Here is a 17321-nt window from a genome sequence, read left to right on the forward strand (position 1 = left end):
AATGAAACAAATACTTTTGCTCTTAGCTTCACTCACTCTTTCCTTTACAATGAGTTGTAAGGGAAGTAAAAGTGTAGCAGATAAGGTATATATAGCTCCCGGAGAAAAAGATGAAGTTTATGCTTTTTTTTCTGGTGGATACAGTGGAAATGTAACGGTACATGGAATACCTTCAGGTAGATTATTAAAAACAATCCCTGTGTTTTCGGTATTCCCTGAAAACGGATATGGTATGGAGGAAGAGAGCAAAGATATGCTCATGACCTCACAGGGTAAACTTCCCTGGGATGATTCGCACCACCCGGAACTTTCTATGACAGATGGAATGCACGATGGCCGCTGGTTATTCATCAATGGAAACAACACTCCAAGGATCGCAAGGATAAGTCTTAAATACTTTGAAACAGAAGAGATTATAGAAATTCCTAACAGTGCCGGAAACCATGCATCTCCCTTTGCTACAGAAAATACTGAGTATCTCATGGCTGCTACCAGGTTTTCAGTACCCATTCCACAAAAAGACATACCTATCGAAAGCTTTAGTAAAGGTGAATTCAATGGAACCATTACAATGGTTAAAGTGGATTCAAAAACAGGAAGAATGAATATAGAACTTCAACTTCTGGTTCCGGGTTTTGATTATGATCTTTCTAATTGTGGAAAAGGTCCTTCGCATGACTGGTGTTTTTTCAGTTCGTATAACACGGAACAGGCGTTTAAAATGATGGAAGTTGAAGCCTCCAAGAACGATAAAGATTTTGTCTTAGCTTTCAACTGGAAAAAAGCTGAAAGTTGTAAAGCAAAAGCTAAAACAGTTCCGGGAGTTCATTACAACAACTACCACCCACATAATAAATATACTGAATCTAAAAAAATAGAGACAGTCCAAATGCTTGAACCTAAAGACTGTCCCGGAGTTGCCTTCTTACTTCCGACTCCCAAAAGTCCGCACGGTGCAGATGTGGATCCGAGTGGAGAATATATAGTGGCTGGAGGAAAACTTTCCGCTCAAATTCCGGTTCATTCTTTTGCGAAACTACAAAAGGCCATCGAAGACAAAGCTAACTTTGTGAAAGAAATTAATGGTATCCCCGTTCTAAAATATGAATCAACCCTGCACGGTGAAGTTCAAAAGAAAGAAAAAGATGGTGGAAAGAAATTTGCCTGTTTGGGTCCATTACATACACAATTTGATAGTAAGGGCAGAGCTTATACATCCTGTTTCTTAAGTACCAATGTTCTGGTTTGGGATTTAAAAACTCTTGATGTTATTGAAACACTTCCTTCCTTCTATAATATCGGACACCTTATGGTTGTTGGTGGTCATACAAAAAAACCTTATGGTAAATACCTGGTCACTATGAATAAAATGACTATGGACAGGTACCTTCCAACCGGAATGGAGATGGCTCACTCTGCCCAGTTATATGACATTTCCGGGAATAAAGGAGAGCTTCTTCTTGACTTTCCAACAATGGGTGAACCTCACTACGGACAAATGATTCCTGCTTCTATTATCAAGGATAATTCTGCTAAAATTTATCCTCTGGAAGAAAATTCACATCCGTATGCAACCAAGAATGAAAACGATGCAAAAATCATAAGAGATGGAAAAAATGTGCATGTTCACATGACAGCTCAATTAACCCATTTCAAGCCGGATACAATAGAAGTTAAGTTAGGCGACACAGTATATTTCCATGTTACCAACCTGACTCAGAAATTCGATATCCCGCATGGCTTTGCAGTCTACGGAGGTAAGATTCCTAACATCCTTATCATGCCCGGACAAACAAAAACAGTAAAGTGGATTCCCACCCAGGAAGGAGTTTTTCCTTTTTACTGTACAGACTTCTGTTCTGCTCTTCACCAGGAAATGCAGAACTACATCCGCGTAAGTAAATAAAAACATTCTAAAATACAATCGATAGCTTCAATGCTATCGATTGCTTCTAAACAAAGACAAAGAAGGGAAAAATATGAGATTAAATAAAGATATATCCAAAAGAAACCGAATTTTACTAGGTTTTGCAATTCTGTTTATGGTACTTGTATACTTCGTACCTCTGTGGTCCATTGAAATGGGGGGGAGACAATTCCCGGAACCTCTAAAAATATACATCTGGGTTCAAAAATTAAGTGGTGGGACAGATAAAGACATATACACTATAAATGATTTTAATCACTATGTAGGAATGAAGAAAATTCACACAGCTTCCATTCCTGAATTAAAGTACATGCCATTTGTTCTTGCTTATATGATCATAGGTGGAATCCTAAGCCTGTTTTATAAAAAATTCTTTATGATACTACTGGGTATATTTAATACTATTGTTGTTGGAATCACCGGGCTTTATGATTTTTACGCCTGGCTGCACGATTTTGGAACCGACCTGGATACAAGAGCACCGCTTTACAGTAAGGATGTAGACTTTCAGCCTCCTATTATTGCCTGCAAAGAAATTTTAAATGTTACTACCTGTAGTTGGCCCTATTTCGGTTCTATTTTCCTATTCATCACTATGGGTATTCTATGCTTTATTGCATATAATGAACTGAAAGGAGATACTCGTGAAACTACCTAAGTTATGTTTTACAATTTTTTTTATTCTTCTCAACTGTTCACCGGGTAAGCCTATCCCTATTAAAAAAGGTGAGTATAAATGTGAACACTGCAATATGTCAATTGTGGATCTGCGATTCAATTCTCAGGCAATTACCTCCAAAGGGAAAATATTTCACTTTGATAGTGCAGAATGCTTGATCTATTGGAGAGAAAAAATTCATCAGAGTAATGATATAAGCTCTTACTTTAAAAATTTTATTCACCCGGATCAATATATTGCTTTACAACAAGCAATTTTTTTACAATCAGAGACCCTAAAATCTCCAATGGGAGAAGGAATTTCTGTTTTTTCAAGTAAAGAAGAAGCTAAAGAGATCCGGGATAAATTTAATGGAGAGCTGAAATCTTACGAAGAACTCAAAGAGTTGCTTTTAAAGAAATGGAAAAAATAACTTTTCTTCTTATCACATACATTCTTACTGCAGGTATATATGCAAAAAATATGCAGGTATGCCCAAATTGTAAACTTTCCCTCATCTCTGAAGCCATTCAAATCGCTCAAAATTTTGATACAATAGAAGTTCAAAAAGGTATTTACAAAGAATCGAATATTACAATAACGAAACCTATTCATATTCATGGAGAGACAGGTGCAATCATTGATGCAGAAAATAAAGGACACATAATAAAAATTAAATCCGATCAGGTTATAATAAAAAATCTACTTCTAATAAATTCCGGAAACAGTGATATAGAAGAGTTTGCAGCCATTTATCTTGAAGGTGTAAAAGATTGCATAATTGAAAATAATAGAATTAATTCTTCGACTTATGGAATTTATCTTTCCAAATCTCATAATTCTCGTATTGCGAATAATCAAATACAGGGTTTTGCTAAAGGTGAAGCTCTATCCGGAAATGGTATTCATCTCTGGTATAGTGAGAATAATCAGCTCATTAATAATGAAATCTTAGGACATAGAGATGGACTCTATTTCGAATTTTCAAATAAACTTACAATCCGGAATAATAAAAGTTTGCAAAACATACGTTACGGCATGCATTTCATGTTTTCACATGATACAATAGCAGAGAATAATCTTTTTGATAAAAACATTACCGGAGTAGCCATTATGTACTCGGATAAAATTCGAGTTCATAAAAATTTATTTTTAGCCAGTAACAATCGTTCTTCTCTGGGTATACTGATGAAGGAAATAAACGATAGTACCTTAAGTTATAATACTATAGAAAATAGTACTGAAGGAATTATTATTGATAGCTCCAATAAGAATTTATTTTTAAATAATACTTTCCAAAAAAATGGAATTGCAATAAAGTTATACGGTAATTCCAGAGAGAATATATTCACAAACAATAATATTCAATATAATTTTTTTGATATGTCCACCAATACACGAGAGAGCCACAATCTTTTTACACATAACTATTGGGATAAATACCTCGGGTATGATCTTGATAGAAATAATTTGGGAGATGTTCCCTATAGACCAGTTCAGGCCTTTATCTATTGGGTTCATAAATATCAGGAATTATCTATGCTATTGGGTTCACCTGTAGTAGAATTTCTCAATCTTGCAGAAAAAGCATTTCCTTCCTTAAGTCCTGTAAACTTAATGGACAAATATCCTCGCCTAAAAAGAATTATAGATGATAGAAGTTAAAAATCTCAATAAGACCTTTGGAAAACAAGTTGTTTTAAATAAGTTAAACATAACTATTCCTTCAGGTTTGATATTTGCACTCTTAGGCCCTAACGGTTCAGGCAAAAGCACCTTCATTAAATGTCTCCTGGGACTCGCCCTACCGGATAATAAAAATTCTATCTTTTTAAATGGGCAGAATATTTCAGAAGATGTGCATTATAAAGAAAGAATTAGTTATATGCCGCAATCCCCTTCCTTTCCTGCAAATCTGAAAGTAAAGGAAATCATAAAACTTAATGAGAATTTAAATGCAAAAGAACCAATTTTTAAGGATATACTAATTAAAGATCTTTCGATTGATTCATTCTATGACAAACCCTTTAGTAAGCTATCAAGAGGCATGAAACAAAAAGTAAACATACTTCAGTGCTTTATGTATGATAGAGATATATACATTATTGATGAAGCAACTGCCAGTCTCTCTCCCGACATCTCCTTTTATTTAAAAAATCTATTAAAAACTAAAGAGAAGGAAAATAAATTATTACTATTCACAAGCCATGTCATGTCTGAAGTAGAAGAACTGGCAAAAAAAGTAGCGGTTTTGCTCGAAGGAAAACTTGTTTTATTGGGTAATCCTGCTGACATCATTTCCTCTACAAAAGGAAAGAATTTAGAAGAGTCTATTCGACTTCTATGGAAAACAAAGCAAAATGAAAACGTTTAAAACCTTCCAGGTAATTTTTAGTTTTGAAATCTATGAAAACATCAGAAGTCGCTGGCTAATTTTTAATACAGTCGCTTTCTTTTTGTTTAGCTCGATCTTGATCTATTATGGAAACTCTGAACCTCTTTCGGTAATATCAAGTTTATTAAATTTGAGTTTGCTAATACTCCCTTTATTTTCACTTTTATTTGGTTCTATTTCCTTCATTGAATCAATGCCATATTTTGAATTCATACTCATTCGAGACGTAAAACGCTCTATTCTTTTTTTGGGAAAATATCTAGGAATATCTCTTGGTTTATCTTTTAGTTATATTATCGGACTAGGAATATCTTATATAAGTATACTCGGCTTTTCCAACAATCTTATTCACCTCTTCTCTTTACTTTCTTTTGGAGTTTTGTTAATTTTTTTATTCATTGCCATTTCATTCCTATTATCTATCCTCATTCAAAAAAAGGAACTTCTATACGGATTCACTTTATTTTGCTGGTTTTATTTTTATATCCTTTATGATTTACTTATAATTGCATTTTCTGTGTTATACAGAGACTATCCATTAGAAATACCTATTTTAATTTTAGTATTTCTAAATCCCATTGATCTGGTTCGCATAGCCACCCTGTTACAATTTAAGCTTTCTAACCTTATGGGATTCGGCACAGCCTTATTTCAAAAGGTTTTAGGAGATACTTCCGGATTCTGGATTTCCATCTTTTGTTTATCTCTGTGGATCTGCATTCCTCTTTTTATAGCTTATAAGAAATTTTTAAAAAAAGATCTTTAAATCAGGTAATCCCGAACTCACTTTATATTATTTTTCTTATCCGGGTAATTTTAATAATTAAGTAATTGACACAGTTTTTAAGAAATATAGTAAATAGCTTGCTACGAGATGCTAAGGTCCCTAATATTGGTAAACTGACAGATGTAACATTTCTTAAAAATATACCAGCCTAGTTTTTTCTGTTAACAAAACAGATGATGTTGTTAATAGGACAGCTACTTCGGTCAAATAAACCTTACAAAAGAGGCCTCTTGCAAACCCAACTTTTCAAGAGGCTTATCAAAAAAATATTTGCTTATGTCCTAAAGAAATTTATTTCCTGATAAATCTCTCACTACAGCTTGAAGGATAGGCTTCTCAAATAATACCATTGTAGAAAGAGTTACTTCTACAGGAAACTCCTCTCCATTTTTTTTGCAATGGGTCCATTTAAAATGCTCTTTTCCATTTTTAAAAGCAAGATGAACTTTTTCATAAGCCTGTGGAAAGGAATAGCTTCCATCGGCTTGTCTTTCCGGAGAAAATTCTTTTGGTTCTCTGGATAAAAAATCTTCTTTATTATCGCAACCAAACATTTTATATGCCGTGTCATTACATTCAATGTGACCGTTTTCATCATCTATAATGATAGCATCCTGGCTGGAATTAAATAGAGTGCGATATTTTGTTTCTGAACTTTTTATTATTTCCTCAGTTCGCTTTCGTTCTGTTATCTCTTCTGTAACAAATAAAACTTTCTCTATTCTTTGATTGCTAAGAGAAAGAGGAACTGTTCTACAAAAGTAATACTCATTCCCTATTTCTAAATCAAAACCACATTCCTCACCATGTAATGTTTTAATAATATAGTCTTTTATGAATAAATAATTCTCTTTAAACGTACCAAAAGAATTTAAGCCAAAAATTTCTTCCAGCTTCGTAGCACCATGCTTTTTCAAGGACTGACCGGAGATAAAACTAATTTTAAAGTCTTTTTCGAAAATTAAAACATAAGAGTTTGGATAGTTTTCTGCAATCAATTGCAATAATTTTTCTTTTTGCTCTAAGTCCTGATGAGCTTTGAAAAGTTTAAGAGCCATCTTGATTGAGGTATCAAGTATAGTTATACCTGAGTTTTTTACTACATATCCATAAGAAGTAATTTTCTCAGTTTTTTCAACCAATTCCTGCTCCGTATGAGAGGATAAAAATAGGATTGGAATATTTCTTCTTTTTAAGATCTCCTTAGCAGTTCGGATACCATCCATATCCGAACCCAAGTCAATATCCATTAGAATTAAATCATAAGATTGATTTTGTTCTATTATTTCTTTTAAAGCCTCTTCTCCGCTTAAAACATAATTTACCTGATAAGCCCTGTCTTCCAGCTCAAACTTTTCCAGTACCGCTATGGAAAGTACATCTTCAACTAATAGAATCTTTATCTGAGAGATAGTCATGAACTCCACCAGTGCTTATGCTATAGTATTTAATTAGCGATTCTTTCCGGCAATCATATTTAAAGCAACTTCGAAATCGGGACTTTCTATTAGTCCTGGAATGATTTCCAGATCTTCTTTCATTCCGGCTTCAATTTTTTTGTAAATATGTTCACGATAACCCATTCGAGTAGTTAAAAACGTATTTCCGGGAAGTCGAAAAATGGTATCTATTTTTCTATAAATGGCTTTCTGTAAACTCTCCGAGTCAGGAGCTACTTCATCGACAAGTTGTATTTCGAGAGCTTCCTTAGCCTTATAAGCTCTTCCTTCCATAATCGGACGAACAGAAGCAGGTTGCACGAATGATTCGATCCCAGCCAAATAGGCTCTCGGAATCAAAAGTCCGACCAGAGGTTCAGAAAATCCGATTCTACCTCCACCTTCCAACATAAACCTATAGTCAGCCGCACCGGAAATTACAGCTCCACCGGCCATGGCAAAACCTTCAATTTTTACCATCCAGGGTTTAGGAATCATCCAGAGCTTACCATAAAACTTTGTCATTTCCAGGATGGTTTCCTTACGCTGTTCTAAATTGCAGGATAAAAGAAAACTACCATCCAAACCATTACTGAAAAACTTTGAATTTTTTGATTCTACAATAATTGCATCTGCTGTTTTACCGAGGTCTTCCATAATTTTAGTAAACTCTAACATCATATCCAAATTCAATGTGTTATTAGGGGGCAGAAGATCCATAGTTACGATAGCCACTTCCCTATTTTTACGAGTTTCACTTTTTACTTCAAATTGCATTTTAATTCCTCCAATAGATTATCATAGGTATTCTTGAATAAATTTCTGATTAATTATCTATAAGATTATTTAAGGGGAAATAAATCAATGAACAAAAATTCTCTGACTATTTTTCTTGTCGGGTTTCTTTTATTTCTTTAGCACGCGCATCTCGAATGGCCTGCTCTTTATTTGTTCTTTTTTGCATATGTGCGTAGTGTAAAACGGAAGCAAGCATAAGAATTCCGAAAACTACAGTTACGAGGAAAAGAGAGATTAGAAAAATTTTATACTGTAAGTCCACAATTTTTAGTGTATCATGAAAATTACTTTTAAAATCTAAAAATCCTGTAGAGAAAAATTTCCCTACAGGATTTTGCTGAAAGAATCTTATAAACCCATAATCTCCATGGTAAATTTTTTCCTTCTTGCCTGAATTTCAGTTTCTGATTCTTCCACTATAACCTCATCCGGCTCAATTTTAAAAATTGTCTGGCCTTTGGTTACAATTTTTCCATCGGAATCAGCGAGGAAGTTTTTAACAACCTTTCCGCTAAAAGGAGCTACAACTTTATTAAACATCTTCATTACCTCAATAATAAACAGAGGTTGACCGGCTTCAAAATGGTCTCCTTCATTTATCATAGGCGGAAGATTTGGTGCTTCTCTTGAGTAGAACATACCACCCATAGGAGCAACAATTTCGTCGGAGCTGGCTTTTGGAGGGGGAGCCAAATTCTTCACAAGTTTAGCAATATTATCCGGATCTAATAGTTCCTTCGGAATAATTGGATCTAATTTATCATCCACATCGATCTCGGTAAATTTTGCTTTTATTGCTATAGATGGAATCAACTGTAAAAGCTCCATTCCTAACTGGAAGCCGAGGTGAGAAGCCCTGGCTTTTTGCCATACTTCATCTGAGAATTTATCCGGAACCGGATTCTTACCTTCACGAAGAGCTGCATTCCAGAAAGTGAAATTTTCCTTCCTTCCGGAAAGAGTTTCAATATCATTGTAGAAATCCATTGCCGAATTCAAGACTACCTTGTCATGATCCCAAATTTGATCGCAGGGTGCCTTAAGGCCGGTTTCAGAAAGATTGAGATACAGATAAAGGTCAGAAAGAATTCTCATCGGGTTTCTGAGATATTCAATATGTCCATCTTCATGAACTTTCCAGGATCTGCCATGATACCTTCCGATAAAACCACCTAAGAGATGCGCCGAAGACATGAGTTCTTTCATGGGTCTTAAAATCAAGGTGTATTTCTTAGCCATGATCTGAGCGGCGTTCTTGTATTTACTGGCTACACTTTTATAGATTCCCATCCAGGCAACTTCCAGATCAATATTATTGATAATGGCCTGTATAGAACCAATAGCAGCCAGATAAGAACTCATGAAACGAGTAGATGGTTTGAACATCACTTCTTTACCAATTATCCAACTGATTAAACCGTAATGAACTCCCATATTGGTCTGTAGATCCTGACCCCGAAGCTCTGTGTATCTAAGAATTCTTCCCAATCTGCGGATATTTTCTTCCCGGTTATCTCCGTAACTGACAATAAGCGCGATATTGGAATCATAGGCACCGGCAACGCGGTAGTGAATAAAAATTCCCGTATCAGGGTTTGGAATACAGATACCCTGATCATCCCTGATTTCATATTCCAGAGGAGGTGACCAGCTTTGGATGAGTCCTCCCGCGTGGGGTTGTAATGCCTGGTTAGTAGCATTAATCCTGACTTCACCACCGGAGAGGTGACGAACTTCTCTTTCCGGGCGAGGAAGATTTTTTCCATGAATAGAAACTAAAGCCATCGCTTCAATCAAACTTTCTACATAGAAATAGTCGTTCTTATCTTTGGGATTAACGAACTTTAAACGGTAAGCCATTTCTGTAACCCGATGTTCTACCTGGATACGAGTATTCATCTCCATGAAGAAGTGATTCGTCCCTTCTATGATAGACTCGAAAGTAGAAACACTATCAAGGTTAACCGCTTCACCGAATTTTTCAGACTCTTCTTCCATCTCGTTTAGAGCTTTCAGGTCACCTTTCAGAACTTCGGCTTTCGTTTTTTTGCCGGCTTTTTCTGCCTCTGCAATTTCGTATTCCATAAGTTCTTTTGTAAAAGAGATCTCTAAAAGTTTTTGCTCGTGCATCTGCAAAGAACAATCACGACCACCGAGGGAAATACACCATTCCCCGTTTCCTAAAAGCTGAATTTCATTGTGACGGGTATTCTCAATGTTAAGCTCAATTAAAAAGTTACGGTTAGAACCTTTGGCGACTACCTTCGATTCTGCTAATATTTCAATAACCGCAGCTTTAACAGCAGATTTCTCCCTAACGATCCTCTGGCCTTTACCGCCACCACCACCGATATACTTAAAGCGAATCCTTCTACCCGGAAAATCTTTCCAAATTTTTTCTACTTCTTTTTCTGCTTCTGCTTGAATCTCTTCTACAGAAATCAGATCGATTCCTTTATTATAAGAAGCTTGCAAAAGATTTTCTGCATTATCAGATAATTCAATTTTATCATTATAAGTAAAAGTTAAAGCATTTTCCCTGGCAACTTTTTCAAGACCGGCCTTATCTTTTGCTTTTGTAAGCAGGGTTAAAGCAGTAATATTATCAACACCCGGAGTAACAGAAGCTCCGATTTTTCTTGCCAGCTTTTTAGCCTCGTCCTTAGCTCCTGCCTGACGTGCTACGTGAGAACCCGGACCCATAAACTTTACGCCGGATTTTTCAATTGCTTCTATAAATTCAGCGTCTTCGGCCATGAAGCCATACCCGGCAAAAATATGGGTATAATTATTATTGCGTGCAATATTAATAATTTGCTCTATACGCTCTTTCTTTTCTTCTGCACCGGCACCCATATAGTCCGGGACTCTATGAATGTTATGAGTGAAACGAAAGTTCCTGAGTTCTGGAGCCAGAGACATAGGATAGACAATACTATCTTTTTCTGAGAGCAGGATACCATATTCCTTGATTCCTATCTCATCAAAAACATCCATTGTCTCTTTACGGACAGGACCGCGACATACAATCAAACATTTAATACTGGAAAGATCAAACGAGCGCGCCCATTCTGATTCTGCATCTTTAAAACGAATTTTTCTTTTTTTTGGATCTATCATTTTCTACTCAAACTCCCTCTGAACTCCTGACATAGCACTTGGTTTATAACGGCTCATGAGATAATCTAATTGTTTACCCAGAACATTCCTGGTATGACCCGGCATAATTACACTGGAAACAGAACCCAGTGAAAGTGCTTCTTTCGGGTTCATTAACTCTTCTTCATAGCGTGCATTCAAGCCGGCTAAACCTTTGTTTTTCTCAGCCATAGCTTCATTCTGAGACATACCTTTTTTCAGGTTTGCCTGATAATCTGTTTCAATTTTTCTTAGCTGATCTTTATAAACAAAATTGGTTCCTGCAGGTCCCATCACCGCAATTCTGGCAGTTGGAAGAGTATACACCACATCAGCTCCTACAAAATAAGAGTTGAAGGTTGCATAAGCACCTCCGAAGGCATTACGAATGATAAGGGTGATTCTCGGAGTCCTTACATCGATAATCGAATCCAGAAGTTTTCTTCCTGCGAGAACGATACCTCCAGATTCCTGTTCTTTACCGGGTAAGAAACCGGTTGTATCTTCCAGAAAAATAAGTGGTATATTGTAAATATTACAGAAACGAATAAAACGGGTAGCCTTGTTTGCCGCACTGATATCGATCTGTCCTGAAGAGAAAGCCGAATTGTTTGCCACAAAACCTACCACATGTCCACCTAACCTTCCGAAAGCAGTAATCATGTTTCTTGCTCTCTGGGACTGAATTTCAAAGAAAGCACCGTGATCACAAATATTCTGAATATACAGGTTAATATCAAACGGAGTATTCATACCGGTCGGACTATTAAAGGTTTTTCTAAAAAGCAAATCCTCTTCAATAGTAAATCGATCCAGAGGATCGGAAGTTTTAAAGAAAGGAGCATTCACTTCGTTATTATCCGGAAGATAAGAAAGTAAACGTAGTGTAGTTTTTAAGGAACCATACTCATCTGCGGTTACCAGATCCACAACTCCGCTCTGACCGTGAACCTTGGGACCTCCCAGATCATCAGCAGAAATATCTTCACCTAAAACCGACTTCACAACACCGGGACCGGTTAAACCGAAAAAAGTATTCTCTGATTGAATCATAAAAGAACCCTGTCTCGGAAGATAAGAACCACCACCGGCATTGAATCCGAACATCAACATGATACTCGGAACTACACCACTAATTTTTCTCAGGGCACAGAAGGCCTCACTATAACCGTCTAATCCTCCCACCCCGGCAGGCACAAAAGCTCCGGCAGAGTCATTCATACCGATAAGGGGAATTCCATGCTCAGCTGCTGTATAAATGATCCTGGCAAGTTTATTACCATTGGTAGCATCCATAGAACCGGCACGAAGAGTAAAATCGTGACCGTATAAGGCTACATCCCTCCCATTTATATTTAAGATTCCTGTAATCAGTGAAGCACCATCAAGGTTGGGTCCCCAGTTCTGATAATATATATTGGGTTCTTCCCTGGTTAAAACTTTGATCCTTTCCCAAACAGTCATCCTGTCCTTGGAATGTTGTACGATAATTCTATCAACTCCCCCACCCTCGAGAGGTTTTTTTATGAGCTCTTCCCCCAAATTGAGGCACTTCTCATATATTTTCCCCGGTTTCTCTTTAGCATTGGAGCCTTCCTCTGCTTTTCGGAGAGGATTATCCAGCGTTAATTCTGTTATTTCCATGTATATCTTGTCTCTCTTTGCTATAATTTAAAGGTACGATTTTTCCAATTATATGTACAGACTCTCGGGTAAAGTACACCCTATTTCACATATTAGCTTCAATTTATTATATTTTAAATAGTGACATAGTAATAGGTTCCCTGTACTCGTCAATATCCGTCAATACAGGCTTATGAAAATATTTAATGATATATATCATAAAATATTTCAAGTAAGAATTTCTTTCAATGCAATCTCTGTGGTGTCAAAGACTTCAAAAAGGTTTATCATTTCCACTAACTCAAAGATTTTTCTGGTTGAAGGAGTCATGCCGGAAATGATCAGGCGAATATCCTTTTCCTTAGTAAATTTGATAGTCGTAGCAAAAATCCGTAAAGCAGAAGAAGAAACATAAGAGACTTTACTCAGATCCAAAATTAAAATCTTCTTCTTAATATCTTGAAGTATCTCCATATAATCAACTTCAATATCTTCTACCAGAGCAACATCCAGTCTTCCGCTTAAATAAAGTATCAGAGCACCATTTTTTTCTTTGGTTAATAATTTCATGATTTTGTATTATACACGGCTGGAATTTTTTTTTCTAAAAATAAGAGATTCTTATCACTTTTTCTCTGATATTCAACTTTATCCATTAACTTCTCGATTAAATATACACCAAAACCACCTTTCCTTTCACCTTTTATATTGGCTTCAAGAGATGGCTTTTGGACATTATCTCTTTCAAATGATTTACCATTGTCTTCTAATAAAATTTGCACAGAATTATCGGTAAACTTAACCGAACAGGTAAAAATCGGATTTTTTATATTGATACCCTCATAAGAATGCATTACAATATTAGTAGCGGCTTCATCACAACATAAAAGAATATCATCCCGTAAAATATCATTTAATTTCCGAACCTTAATTGCATCATAAACAAAGTCCCTGAGCAAAGGAATCTGCTTGTTTTCAGCTTTAAAGCTTTTCGAAAACTGAAAATCATTATTAAACTTAAATATTAAAAGCGTAAAATCATCAAATTGATCATTAGAACCGGAAAACTTCATAATCGTTTCATAAACTTCTTCGGCTATGGTTTGCGGGTGTAAATCCCTTCTTTTAATAATATCATCAACAAAACGTTCAAGACCATATTCCTCATGACTCTCATTTTCTTCTTCTATAGCACCATCTGTATATAGAACAAAAATATCTCCATCGGAAGGGATGATACTTCCTCCTTCGTATTTTCCATTGGGTAAAACTCCGAGCGGTGCCCCCTTACCCTTTATTAATTCATAAGTTCCATCTTTTTTAATCCATATTTGATCGTTATGTCCTGCTGAAGCATAGTCTATCTGTGAATTAGCCGGATTATAGTGAAAGAAAAAGAGTGTAACAAACATTCCGGATTCAGAATCTTCATAAATCAAATTATTAGCCTGTGCTAATAAATCGGAAGGTTTTAATTTATGATCCCGGCTTAGAGTACGGATTACCGAAGAACTCATAGCCATAAAAATAGCAGCCGGTAAACTCTTTCCGGAAACATCTGCAATTAAAAAAGCAAATTGACCGTCTGCATATTTGTAAAAATCATAAAAATCTCCCGATACCTCCTTAGCAGGCATGAATTTTTTTCCAAAAGTGAAATTAGAGCCACCGGGAACACCTCCCGGTAAAATATTCTTTTGAATATTACTTGTGATCTCAATTTCTTTTTCCATGGCTTTTTTTGCGATGATATCTTCATTTAATCGAATATTCTCATATCCTTTTATATACTGGGCAGAAATTGTTTGTAATAATCGCAAGTGTCCCTGGTTAAAAGCAGTTTTATCATTACGTTCAGAAATACAAATAGCTCCGAAAGGTCTCTTATTACTATCTGAAATCGGTAGAATAATATAGGAACCTACAAGAAAAACTTCATCTAAATCATCTAATTCCTGGTAAATAGGAACTTCTTTTTTTAAAACAATTCGATTGTCAATTATTGCATGAACAATCACTGATTCCCTTAAAAAATTTGCTGTTGAAATTTCTTCTTTACCCTGAACATGAGAGATAAGATTCAGATTTTGTTTTGAAGGATCCTTTAATATTATGACGGCTCTTCTCGCATCTAATTCGCGTACTATAATCCGAATGGATTTCAAAGATAACTCTTTTACATCTTTGGATTCCAAAACAGCCTGTCCGAGATCAAAAAGACTCGCTAATTCACTTACCTTTTTCTCCAATTCCCTGTTTGCTTTTTGAAGATCATCTACAAGCCTTGCTTTCTGAATAGCTACGGCTGCAGCTTCTGAAAAGGTTAAGAAAATATCAATATCACTTTCATTGAAATTATTTCTATCAATGGTATTGATACCTTCCATCACCCCGATTACTTCATCATCTACCACAAGTGGTGTTGCAAGAATGTTCCGAGTTACAAATCCGGAAGTTTGATCGGCTACTTTGTAAACCCGATTGTCATTCTGGGCATCATTGATGATCATAGGTGTTTTGGTAATCGCCACTGTTCCGGCAATACCCTGTCCCATAGGAACTCGAACCTTAGATAAATCTTCTTCTTTCTCGCCGGCAATTGTATGAAAATAAAGATCGTTTTTTTCTTTATCTACCAGTAAGATAGAGCAGGACTCCGTCCTGAAAACACTTTTCACTGACTCCATTAATTCGCGTAACAATTTGGATAAATGGTGAGAAGAGTTGATAATTCCGGTTACCCGGATAATTTCTTTTAATAGAAAATCCAGTTTTTTATTTTCTCGATAATTCTCTGTTCCGGTTAAGAGTATCATCAAAGATGTAGCAAATTTCAAATAGATTTCGTTTAAATCCTCGAAATAAAGGGAATCATGCAGAAGAAGATAAATATTTTGACTATAAACAGAAATGAGCTCAAAATCCTCTTTTGAAAAACTATCAAAATTATTAATCCCTTCTAAAACAAAAACTCCGATTAAATTATTCCTCTCTTTGTCGCCAACATAACAGGAAATATAGGACTCATTAACTGAAATCGAAGTACCCGGAATTAAACTTCCTTTTTTTAATAAAAGATTTTCTACATTTTCTAAAGTATAATAAGCAATCTTCTCAGCCTGTTCCGGATTTTTTAATTCGTTATTCCCTATTAAAACTCCATTGGAATTAAAAAAGTAGAGACAGCCCCTATTTGCATTTACCCACTTTTTTCCTTCCGATACAATCACCTGAAAAAGCTTAGTAAAAATTTTATTATCTGAGAAGAAAAAACGATTTTCCTCTCCCATCTGTAGTACCGGGTAGTGTTTTATATTCTTTTCCAAAGTAATTCGTACTTCTTACATGAAACTGGCTTCTTTTCGGAGTTTCTTATTCTCTTCTTCCAGGGAATTTATTTTATCGAGGGCTGCAATCAATTCTTCCCTGGACATGTTCGCTACTATATTAGAAGCACTTACGGTTTCTTGAGCATTCTTAAGCTCTTGAGATGAAAACTGAATAATGGATTCATAAATTTTTATCATTTCATCGGCATTCGCTAATTCTCTCTCATTTAACCGTAAAACCTTTTCGTAGCCTCTAATAATCGCGTTTTGTGCTTTAATCTGTTTCTGTAATTCTTCAATGGTATCTGACATTTATGCAGCCTCTAATCTTAATTTATTGACAAATAATCTCTAATCAAAAATTCTGTTCTCATACCGGGGATGTAGCTCAGTTGGGAGAGCGTTTGAATGGCATTCAAAAGGTCGGGGGTTCGATTCCCCTCATCTCCAATCTGCCACACCTGTTATTATCAGAGCTAATAATCAAACAGATGTCAATATTTTTTTATGTCCTTTTCTAAAAACAACAGTCTCGAAATTGTTACACTCGGTGAAAAAAGAGGTTTACCTATTATCATCCTACAGGATATTTTTACCGGTTTGGATTTTTCTGATTTAAGCGATCTCTTTCAAAATTATTTTCAAATTCATCATTGCAAGCTGAAACTCAGAAAAGAACATTTCAAACACCAGATTCGAGGCCCTATCAACCAGATTCAGGATATTATTTTTGAAATCCAGTCCATTATCAAAACCAAAGCGGTTCTTCTCACAGGCGGCTTTACATCCATTTTCCTCTTTGAATTTGCAAGACAGAACCCAAACAAAGTAAAAGCATTAATAAGCCTCTCTCCTCCCCCTAAAAGTACGGAAACTTTCTTTCCATATAGCACGTATATTAAGATACTTGCTAAAAATTCAATTTGCCTTCCGGAGCTTTATAGTTTTTTTGCTTTAGAAAAAATAAATTTCATGAAGCGCTTTTTTAAATACCAAAAACTGGTTTATTCCCAGAAATTATATACAAAAACTTACCTGATGTACGAAAAAAAGAAAACCGGCTTACTAAACCCTTCAGAAATTGATGAAATTTTTAAAAATTATCGAGTTATCAAATTCGACACCCCTCCTGATACCTGTTTTAAAGAAAAACGTTTTAAGAAAGTCTTATATTCTGTTTTTAAAGAAGAAACAAAACTAAACCCCAAAAGAATTATTCTATAAGGA

Annotated in this window: 15 protein-coding genes and 1 tRNA gene; 8 read left to right on the forward strand and 8 right to left on the reverse strand. The window is 35.6% G+C overall.

All coding sequences use genetic code 11. From position 1 onward, the window contains the following. Position 1 precedes the first annotated feature (1 nt). The 6 genes from nosZ to H7A25_11135 all read left to right on the forward strand — a co-directional run bounded on the left by nosZ (position 2) and on the right by H7A25_11135 (position 5746). The gene (gene nosZ / locus H7A25_11110) at positions 2–1906 is read left to right on the forward strand and encodes a Sec-dependent nitrous-oxide reductase (protein MCP5500445.1); all 1905 of its coding nucleotides are present in this window, start codon (positions 2–4) and stop codon (positions 1904–1906) included. A 73-nt stretch (positions 1907–1979) separates the two neighbouring features. Then, positions 1980–2585: a hypothetical protein gene (locus tag H7A25_11115; protein MCP5500446.1), complete on the forward strand. Its 606-nt coding sequence runs from the start codon at positions 1980–1982 to the stop codon at positions 2583–2585. Beyond that, positions 2572–3018: a nitrous oxide reductase accessory protein NosL gene (locus H7A25_11120; protein MCP5500447.1), complete on the forward strand. Its 447-nt coding sequence runs from the start codon at positions 2572–2574 to the stop codon at positions 3016–3018. Before H7A25_11115 ends, H7A25_11120 begins: the two co-directional genes overlap by 14 nt. Then, on the forward strand, positions 3006–4250 hold the full coding sequence (nosD, locus tag H7A25_11125) for a nitrous oxide reductase family maturation protein NosD (GenBank protein ID MCP5500448.1): 1245 nt from the start codon (positions 3006–3008) through the stop codon (positions 4248–4250). Before H7A25_11120 ends, nosD begins: the two co-directional genes overlap by 13 nt. Continuing rightward, on the forward strand, positions 4237–4959 hold the full coding sequence (locus tag H7A25_11130) for an ABC transporter ATP-binding protein (protein ID MCP5500449.1): 723 nt from the start codon (positions 4237–4239) through the stop codon (positions 4957–4959). The genes nosD and H7A25_11130 overlap by 14 nt, the downstream gene beginning before the upstream one ends. Next, a complete protein-coding gene (locus H7A25_11135; protein MCP5500450.1) occupies positions 4946–5746 on the forward strand; it encodes an ABC transporter permease subunit in 801 nt (266 codons plus the stop codon). Before H7A25_11130 ends, H7A25_11135 begins: the two co-directional genes overlap by 14 nt. Positions 5747–6048: 302 nt before the next feature. Here the strand turns inward: H7A25_11135 and H7A25_11140 are convergent, their stop codons facing one another. From H7A25_11140 to H7A25_11175, 8 genes are all read right to left on the reverse strand, one after another. Beyond that, a complete protein-coding gene (locus H7A25_11140; GenBank protein MCP5500451.1) occupies positions 6049–7185 on the reverse strand; it encodes a PAS domain S-box protein in 1137 nt (378 codons plus the stop codon). Positions 7186–7218: 33 nt separating this feature from the next. Beyond that, the gene (locus H7A25_11145) at positions 7219–7983 is read right to left on the reverse strand and encodes an enoyl-CoA hydratase/isomerase family protein (GenBank protein MCP5500452.1); all 765 of its coding nucleotides are present in this window, start codon (positions 7981–7983) and stop codon (positions 7219–7221) included. Between the two features lie 106 nt (positions 7984–8089). After that, on the reverse strand, positions 8090–8266 hold the full coding sequence (locus H7A25_11150) for a hypothetical protein (protein MCP5500453.1): 177 nt from the start codon (positions 8264–8266) through the stop codon (positions 8090–8092). A gap of 86 nt (positions 8267–8352) precedes the next feature. After that, positions 8353–11124, reverse strand: a complete 2772-nt coding sequence (locus H7A25_11155) for a biotin/lipoyl-binding protein (protein ID MCP5500454.1) — start codon at positions 11122–11124, stop codon at positions 8353–8355. A 3-nt stretch (positions 11125–11127) separates the two neighbouring features. Further along, positions 11128–12786: an acetyl-CoA carboxylase carboxyltransferase subunit gene (locus tag H7A25_11160; GenBank protein ID MCP5500455.1), complete on the reverse strand. Its 1659-nt coding sequence runs from the start codon at positions 12784–12786 to the stop codon at positions 11128–11130. 207 nt (positions 12787–12993) lie between these two features. After that, positions 12994–13335 (reverse strand): STAS domain-containing protein, encoded by a 342-nt coding sequence (locus tag H7A25_11165; GenBank protein ID MCP5500456.1) that lies wholly within the window; start codon positions 13333–13335, stop codon positions 12994–12996. After that, positions 13332–16091: a SpoIIE family protein phosphatase gene (locus H7A25_11170; GenBank protein ID MCP5500457.1), complete on the reverse strand. Its 2760-nt coding sequence runs from the start codon at positions 16089–16091 to the stop codon at positions 13332–13334. The genes H7A25_11165 and H7A25_11170 overlap by 4 nt, the downstream gene beginning before the upstream one ends. A 15-nt stretch (positions 16092–16106) precedes the next feature. Then, on the reverse strand, positions 16107–16406 hold the full coding sequence (locus H7A25_11175; protein MCP5500458.1) for a hypothetical protein: 300 nt from the start codon (positions 16404–16406) through the stop codon (positions 16107–16109). A gap of 65 nt (positions 16407–16471) precedes the next feature. On the opposite strand from H7A25_11175, the gene H7A25_11180 reads away from it, so the two are divergent. Continuing rightward, positions 16472–16544, forward strand: a tRNA-Ala gene (locus H7A25_11180). Positions 16545–16601: 57 nt separating this feature from the next. Further along, a complete protein-coding gene (locus H7A25_11185; protein MCP5500459.1) occupies positions 16602–17318 on the forward strand; it encodes a hypothetical protein in 717 nt (238 codons plus the stop codon). The last annotated feature ends 3 nt before the right edge of the window (positions 17319–17321 follow it).

This window comes from Leptospiraceae bacterium (assembly GCA_024233835.1).
In the GTDB taxonomy this organism is placed as follows: domain Bacteria; phylum Spirochaetota; class Leptospiria; order Leptospirales; family Leptospiraceae; genus JACKPC01.

Excerpts from the sequence above, each read along its gene's own strand:
- nosZ (MCP5500445.1), top strand. The coding sequence starts at position 2 with ATGAAACAAATACTTTTGCTCTTAGCTTCACTCACTCTTTCCTTTACA.
- H7A25_11175 (MCP5500458.1), bottom strand. The coding sequence starts at position 16,406 with ATGTCAGATACCATTGAAGAATTACAGAAACAGATTAAAGCACAAAAC.
- H7A25_11160 (MCP5500455.1), bottom strand. The coding sequence starts at position 12,786 with ATGGAAATAACAGAATTAACGCTGGATAATCCTCTCCGAAAAGCAGAG.
- H7A25_11130 (MCP5500449.1), top strand. The coding sequence starts at position 4,237 with ATGATAGAAGTTAAAAATCTCAATAAGACCTTTGGAAAACAAGTTGTT.
- H7A25_11145 (MCP5500452.1), bottom strand. The coding sequence starts at position 7,983 with ATGCAATTTGAAGTAAAAAGTGAAACTCGTAAAAATAGGGAAGTGGCT.
- H7A25_11165 (MCP5500456.1), bottom strand. The coding sequence starts at position 13,335 with ATGAAATTATTAACCAAAGAAAAAAATGGTGCTCTGATACTTTATTTA.
- nosD (MCP5500448.1), top strand. The coding sequence starts at position 3,006 with ATGGAAAAAATAACTTTTCTTCTTATCACATACATTCTTACTGCAGGT.
- H7A25_11115 (MCP5500446.1), top strand. The coding sequence starts at position 1,980 with ATGAGATTAAATAAAGATATATCCAAAAGAAACCGAATTTTACTAGGT.
- H7A25_11135 (MCP5500450.1), top strand. The coding sequence starts at position 4,946 with ATGAAAACGTTTAAAACCTTCCAGGTAATTTTTAGTTTTGAAATCTAT.
- H7A25_11185 (MCP5500459.1), top strand. The coding sequence starts at position 16,602 with ATGTCCTTTTCTAAAAACAACAGTCTCGAAATTGTTACACTCGGTGAA.
- H7A25_11140 (MCP5500451.1), bottom strand. The coding sequence starts at position 7,185 with ATGACTATCTCTCAGATAAAGATTCTATTAGTTGAAGATGTACTTTCC.
- H7A25_11155 (MCP5500454.1), bottom strand. The coding sequence starts at position 11,124 with ATGATAGATCCAAAAAAAAGAAAAATTCGTTTTAAAGATGCAGAATCA.